This is a genomic window from Protofrankia sp. CiP1_Cm_nod3 (assembly GCF_982290655.1).
On sequence record NZ_CEVIVD010000216.1, the window covers coordinates 1 to 5,649 of the forward strand.

Sequence of the window (5,649 nt, forward strand, 5' to 3'; positions counted from 1 at the left end):
GTCGTGCCTGACGGCGAGGACCACAGGCGCGCCGAAAGGCCTGGAGGGAGGAACCCGGGGTCGAGCGAGGCCGTCGAACCCGACGGGTGGCCGCCTGAGGGTGCGCTGCGGTTGGTGATCGCCGATGGCACGCCGGCTGTCGCGGGGGACAGCAGCGGGGGTTCGGGCTGGCAGGTGTTGTCGCTGAGCCGTCCGGTCACGGCCGTGGAGGGTGCGCGGATCGCCGCCCGGCTCGCGGAGATCGGTGGCGTCCCGGTGCCGCAGGCTCTTCTCGCCGGGCCGGTCGAGGCCGGTGACTGGCTGGTGCTGCCCGCGGCTGGGCGTCCGGTGCTGGTTCCTCTGCGCCGCCGCAGGCCGGGTTCTCGGCCTGATGTGGCCGTACGGGAGGGCGCGGTCCGCGGGTACTGGCCGTCTGCCTCGGGGCCGCGTCGGCCGGGACGTGCGCCCCGGCGGCCGGGGCCGGTCGCGATGGTTAGTACCCGGACCGGCGGGTTCGTGGTGCTGGTTCCGCCGCGGACACGGGCCGGCCGGCTGACGCTCATCGCCGCCCCGGCGCCGGCGCGGCTGCCTGCCACGCGGGGCTGGACGGATCCCGGTGTGCCCTCGGGTGGTCAGGGCGTGACCGTCAACTACCATTATCCACCGTTGCGTATCGCGGGTGGTTTGTCCCCGTTTCCCGCCCTGGATCCATATGTGGCGGCGGTCGCCGGCGTGTTGATGGTCGACACGGGGGTGTTCAACGGGACGGCGATGGGCGCCTACGTGGTCCCGAAGGGTGACGCGGCGCCGTCGTTCTTCGGTTTCGGGGCGCTGGGCCGGGACACCGGGATCGGGCCGCCGGCCTTCCAGGTCCGGGGGATCGCGGCCGGGATGGGCTGGAACAGTGCGATCCGGGTTCCGCAGGCCACGTCGGTCGCGGACTTCCCGTTTCTGGTCGCGTTGGACAATCCGGGCGCGATCGGTGCCGACGAGGAGGGCCTGTCGGATCCCATGGAGGTGCTGCGGGTTTTGACCGACGGTGCCAACCCGTGGGTCAGGCCGTCGCAGGGGGATCTGTGGGTGGCGGCGGGCCTGGCGTTCTCCTGCTTCGAGACGATCGTCGGTCGGGCGATGCTGCTGGTGCAGGCCGGAAACGACCTGACGATCGCGCTGGTCGGCGTCGGTGGCACCGAGTTCCCCCGGCACGCGGACACGAAGTACGCCCGGCTGGAGTTCGCCGTCGAGATCGTGCTGCGCCCGAGCGCCGGGGAGCTCAGTTTGGGTACCGCGCTCACCCCAAACTCCTATGTCTTCGACGACGACTGCGCGATCCACGGCGGCGTCGGGCTGAAGATCTGGTTCGGGGCGCATCCCCAGGCCGGGGACTTCGCGCTGAGCATGGGTGGCTACCACCCCGGCTACGAGATCCCGCCGGGCTATCCGAAACTCGCGCGGCTCGGCATCACCTGGGGGCTCGGCTCGAAGGTGACCGTCGGTGGGGGCGGCTACTTCGCGATCACCCCGTCGTCGGTCATGGCCGGCGGCCGGCTGGAGGTGAAGTTCCATTCCGGTGCGCTGCGGGCCTGGCTGACCGCCTACGCGGACGCGTTGGTGCAGTGGGATCCGTTCCGGTTCGACATCGGGATCGGTGTCTCGGTCGGGGTGTCGGCCACCGTAAAGATCGCATTTGTTCGGGTCTCGGTCACGGTCGAGGTCGGTGCGGACCTGCGGGTCTGGGGGCCGCCGACCGGCGGTGAGGCGAAGATCAGCCTGTGGTTCGTCTCGTTCACGATCGACTTCGGGTCGGGGCGTGACCGGATGCCGCCGCCGCTGGACTGGGCGCAGTTCACCCGGATGCTCCCGCCGCCGGACACGGCGATCCGGGTGATGGCGGTGTCGGGCCTGGTGGCGGACGGGTACGACGAGGACGGCCGGCGCGGCGGCGTGCAGGCGCCGTGGCAGGTCTCGGAGTCCGGGTTCACCTTCAGTACCGACTCGGCTGTTCCGGTCACCGGTATCTATCTCGACACCGCGCAGACTCCGGTCGTCCATGGGGACAGGCTGGACATCCGGCCGATGCAGGTGGAGGACCTGGACAGCGCGCACCGGGTGACGCTGACCCGCGACGGTGAGGACGGTGCTCTGTCCCGCTGGTCGGTGGCGGAGACCCGGGTGAGCGTGCCGCAGGCGATGTGGGGGACCGGCCGGGGGGACATCCTGCCGCGGCCCGGTGAGCAGCTTGTCCACGACCAGCTCACGGGCGCCCACTACTCGTCCCCGCCGGTCGACTACGGCACCTCCACCGGTTACGTGTCCGAGCAGGCCCTCGCGTTCGACCCGATTGCGCCGGACGGTCCGATGCCGCTGGACCCGGATGCGCGGCCCGGTCCGCCGCCGGTCCGCCGGCCGGGCACGATCGCCCTGATCGTGGCCGGAGTGGACGCGCCGGACCAGCGGGCCGCCCGGACGCAGCTCGCCGCCGCGTTCGCCGGCTTCGGCCTGGATCTCGGTGAGCGCGACGCCGAGCTGCCCGGCTATGCCCGCACGGCCGCGACCGCGTTCACCGCCGAACCGATGCTCGTCCCCGCCTGAGGGCAGACCCGCCCGGCGGTCACCCTCGTCTTCCCGTCGACGTCGTACCGAGCTGCTGAAAGGCGGTGCCGCCGTGCCCGCTGTCCGCGCCACGCATCGCACCCGGTTCTTCGACCACAAGATTCCGTCCCTGTACGCCGGCCAGTACGAGATCACGACCGTGCAGACCGTCACCGGGCAGCCCACCGAGGCCGCGCTGCCCGACCAGCGCCGCCGCTTCGAGGTGCGCGGCGTCCGCTTCGTGCTGGAGGGAACCGAGGTACACGCCTGCTACCCGGTTCCCGGCGGGGTCGGTGTCTACAGCCAACTGCTGCCGCACATCACTCTCGACACCCCGGGGCTGCCGTGGACCCGGCCGCTGCAGGGACAGCCGCCGGCCGTGCCGTGGATCGCGCTGTGCGTCTTCCGGGAGGGTGAGCTGCCCGACGACCCCGACGCGATCGGGCAGGTCGACCGGTGCACCGTGGACGAGCTGCGGGCCGGCGCGCTGCCCGGCCGCCCACCGGTGATCAGACCCGAGTCGCTGTTCCCCGACGAGCACGAGCTGACCTGCCAGAGCGTTCTCGTGCCGGGCGGGCTGTTCCGCGCGGTCGCGCCGAAGCCCGTCGAGATGGGCCTGCTCGCCCACCTGCGGGAGGGCGGCCCGCCGGACGCCCAGCGGGCCAGTGACCCGCCGCCAGACGAGTCCCTGCTCAACGCGGTGGTGGTGGCCAACCGGTTCCCGTCCCGGCAGGCGGGGATGCACGTCGCGCACCTGCTGTCCTTCGACGGCCACGAGGCCTACCTCGACGGCGAGGCACCGCCGGCCGAGGGGCTGCGGGTGGTGTCGCTGTGGTCGTGGGTGTTCGAGACCCTCGAGGACACCACGATCGGGTTCGGGGACCTCGTGCACTACCTGGCGACCGAGGGCGGTGCGGTCGACAGCCCAGGACGCCCGGACCTGCTGCTGCGCCGCCGGTACGACCCGCCGGCCAGTCCGGACCCCGGCCAGCGGGAGGCGGCACGGGTGCTCGACGGCGGCGGCACCGCGCTGCCGCAGCGACTGGAATCCGGGGAACGCACCGTCGCGTACTACCGCGGCCCGCTGACGGCCGAACCCGCGCCGACCCTGCCCGAGCCGGAACGTCCCCGGCTGGACTCGGCCGGAGAGGCGCTCGTCTATCACGAGCGCACCGGCGTGTTCGACACGAGCTACGCCGCCGCCTTCAGCCTGGGACGCACCCTGGCGCTGGCCGACGCCGAGTTCCGCGCCCACCTGCTCGGCTACCGCAAGGCAGCCCGCGCCGCCGCCCGCCGCCTGCTCACCCATCCTCGCCTGGCCGGCCAGGCCGTCCGGGACGTGGCCGGCGCGTTGCCGGTAAACCTGCCCCGGCAGGCGTTCGACCAGCTCCTCGTCGCCGACGGCGGCGGGCGGGTGCGCCGGGCGATGACGGCGGCAGGCCCGGCGGTCGCCGCCGGCCGGCGGCGGGCGGCGATCCGCCATGGCCGCGGCGCCGGCCGGGCCCGGCCCTTCGCGGACCTCGCCCGGCAGCGGCTCGGGGATCCCGAGGTCACCGGGGTGCTGCGCGCGGCCGTCGCCGCCGAGCTGGACCCGGTGGTGGCCTGGCTGGACCGGCTGCGCCGGCTCGAGATGATGCCGTTCGGACATCTCGTCCCGGACGAGGCGATGCTGCCCGAGGAAAGCCTGCGGTTCTGCTACGTCGACGCCGGCTGGATCCGCGCGGCCGTCGACGGCGCGCTCAGCGTCGGCGTCGGCCACACCCTCGACGCGGACCTCAACGCCCTGGCCACCGGCGGCGCGATCCCGCCGGGCAGCGGGGTCCTGATCCGCTCCACGCTCGTACCGAACTGGCCGAGGACCATCATCACCGGCTACCACAGCAGCGCGAGGGTCGAACCGGCCCGCCGGATCGTCGTCGGCACCGACATCTGGCTCGTGTTGTTCCCCGGTGTGATCGACGCGCTGACGCTCGCCGAACCACCGCAGGGCCTGCACTTCGGCTTCGGCGACCTCGAAACGATCCAGCTGCGTCATCTCACCGGCGACATCGGCGCGCCCATCGAGGACGGCGAGTTCCCCGACCCGCCGGGCTTCGACCGCTTCCTGCGCCCCACCACCGACAGCGTCGGCGAAGGGGTGCTGTCCATCGCCAGCGGCAGCGGCGGCCTGCTTCCCGAGCTGGCCGCCGCGCACGAGCTGTCCACCCTGGCTTCCTGCCAGTTCGCCCTTCAGATGATCAAAGCGCCGCAGGTGCAGACCTTCGAGCGACCGTGAGGACCGAGCGACGATGACACACCCCTCGACGACGCCCCCGGCACCGCGGCCGGCCACCTCCCGCCGCCCAGCCGGCAGCCGCAACACCCAGGCCGCGATCGTCATCCCGGTCGGCGTCGCGGCGCTGGCGGTCAACGCCGCCACCCGGGACACCGACGGCACCTACGTCTTCCAACGGTGGCGGACCAACTTCCGGTTCACCGAACAGGACAACCTGCCGCCCGAGCCCCGCCCCTTCGACGGGCTGGAGGACTGGCGCGGCCGGCCGGAACGGCTCGGCGTGTACCTGCAGTGGCAGCTCCCGGAAGCGCTCTGCCGCGGCCGGCACGACGCGACCGGCGGCGTCGGCGACTTCCCGCTCGTACCGAACCGCTGGCTGGTCGTCCGCCACCGGCAGGCCAGCCCCGCGGCACGCGCCTGGCTGGTCCACAGCGACTACCTGGACCCGGCCGAGGGCACCGTGTCGTTCGCCGACCCGCACGCGAGCGAGCTCACCGCGACCAGGATCGGACGCCGCCACGCGCTCACCGCCGACACGCCGTGGCGGGAGCCCGCCGACCCGCCGGCACCGTTCCTCACCGCGGTGGGACCGGGACTGATGACCTTCACAGTGTTCCAGCCCTACAACGAGAACGTCTTCTCGATCCACGACACCCTCGACGACGTCCAGGGCGCCGACCGGCTCAGCTACGCCGTCGCCGGCTGGTACGCCACCCCCGACTCGGACATCCTCGCCGACGGCGACCTCACCGACCTGCTCGACGAGCTGGAATGGGCGGTCCCCGGCCCGCCGGAAACCGCCT

At 73.1% G+C, this 5,649-nt stretch carries 2 protein-coding genes and 1 pseudogene; all 3 read left to right on the forward strand.

From position 1 onward, the window contains the following. Nucleotides 1-114 precede the first annotated feature (114 nt). Nucleotides 115-2,571 (forward strand): DUF6603 domain-containing protein, encoded by a 2,457-nt coding sequence (locus AC5LUJ_RS22965; RefSeq protein ID WP_493465745.1) that lies wholly within the window; start codon nucleotides 115-117, stop codon nucleotides 2,569-2,571. A 73-nt stretch (nucleotides 2,572-2,644) separates the two neighbouring features. Continuing rightward, nucleotides 2,645-4,846 (forward strand): hypothetical protein, encoded by a 2,202-nt coding sequence (locus AC5LUJ_RS22970; RefSeq protein ID WP_493465744.1) that lies wholly within the window; start codon nucleotides 2,645-2,647, stop codon nucleotides 4,844-4,846. 13 nt (nucleotides 4,847-4,859) lie between these two features. Continuing rightward, nucleotides 4,860-5,649, forward strand: a pseudogene (locus AC5LUJ_RS22975) (hypothetical protein); the annotation flags it as partial.